This is a genomic window from Mycolicibacter sinensis (genome assembly GCF_001667945.1).
GTDB lineage: Bacteria > Actinomycetota > Actinomycetes > Mycobacteriales > Mycobacteriaceae > Mycobacterium > Mycobacterium sinense_B.
Genome location: NZ_LZJK01000055.1, coordinates 1 through 1,376 on the forward strand (window position 1 = coordinate 1; position 1,376 = coordinate 1,376).

Here is a 1,376-nt window from a genome sequence, read left to right on the forward strand (position 1 = left end):
GATTCGGCGCTGAGCGGGGCCTGGCGTGACGCCGCCGGGCGGTTCGGGGCGCAGCAGACCGCGGCGGTGATCGCGGGTCTGGTACTGGTGGCGGCGATCCTACTGGCGGTGCTGCGATCGGCGCTGACCTACGGCAACCTGGTGTTGTCCCGCAGCTCCGGGGCGGCCGGCGACGTGTTGGAGTTGAGCTACGGACTGCTGCGCGTGCGGCAGCACAGCTACGACATGCGCCGGCTGCGCGGTGGAACGCTGCGACGGCCGCTGTTGGTGCGGCTGTTCGGCGGCGCGCGGTTGGACGCGGCCATGACCGGTGTCACCGGGGCAGGTGAATCCTCGGTCCTGTTGCCGCCGTGCCCGCGAGCCACCGCCGAGCAGGTGCTGGCCGGGCTGGTCGCCGACCCCGTCGTGGTCACCGGCCCGCTGCGCCGGCACGGCCCGGCGGCGGCCCGCCGACGCTGGACCCGCGCGATGATGCTGCCGGTGGCGGGTGGGGCGGTGCTGGCGGCGGTCGACGGTGTGCCGCTGTGGTACTGGCCGGTCTGGGCGGCGCTGACGGTATGCGCGGCGCTGCTGGCCGCCGATCGGGCGCGTGCGCTCGGGCATCGCGTTGACCCGCAATGGCTTTCGGCCCGCACCGGTAGTTGGGAACAGCGCCGCTACTGTATCGCCACCGCGGGCATCATCGGCTGGACGGTGCGCCAGAGCTGGTTTCAGCGCCGTGTCGGAGTCGCCACCCTGATCGCGGCGACCGCCGCCGGTGTCAAGGCCTACCGGGTGATCGACGTGCCGGAGGAGTGGGCGTGGTCGGTGGCCGCGACCGCTTCTCCATGGGTGGCACACAGCAAGTGGGCGCGATAGCCCCGTGATTTGCAACCGACGGGCGCGGCGGCTCCCGCTGGACGAAGATGCCCCCTTGCGGAAACTTAGAACTATCTTGTAAATTATTTTCCACGTAAATTCTTCGCGGTGGCCGACGGATAAGAGCCCGTTTTTTGCGTGGTGGAGGGCATGCGGGGCCTGCCGGGGGCTGGAGGCTGCTCCATCGGTGCTTTTCGTGGGCGCGTAGCTAAAACGAGAAGTGCTTAGAGGACGTTTTCGGCTCGCGGAGCTCCGGTCAAATTCGGTGCCGATTTCGCGAATTCGCGATCACTGAACCTAACTTCGTTTACGCTGCGTTGCTTAAGGGAAGCTGAGCGATTTTTGTGGGAAGGGATGCGGGGATGATGGCTGGTCGGCGTGAAGAGGGCAAGAGTCGGATGCGGTCGCGTCGGGGCAAGCGCACGGTGGGTGCCGCCACCACGGTGGGGGCGTTTTTGGCGTTCGGGATGGCGCCCTTGGCGGCGGCGCCGGTGGCCAACGCCGATTTCGAGGACTTC

At 68.5% G+C, this 1,376-nt stretch carries 1 protein-coding gene; it reads left to right on the forward strand.

Features of this window, described 5'->3' with window-relative positions:
* A partial coding sequence (locus tag A5694_RS07080) for a PH domain-containing protein (protein ID WP_165605191.1) occupies positions 1-858 on the forward strand: 858 nt, incomplete at its 5' end.
* Positions 859-1,376 lie beyond the last annotated feature (518 nt).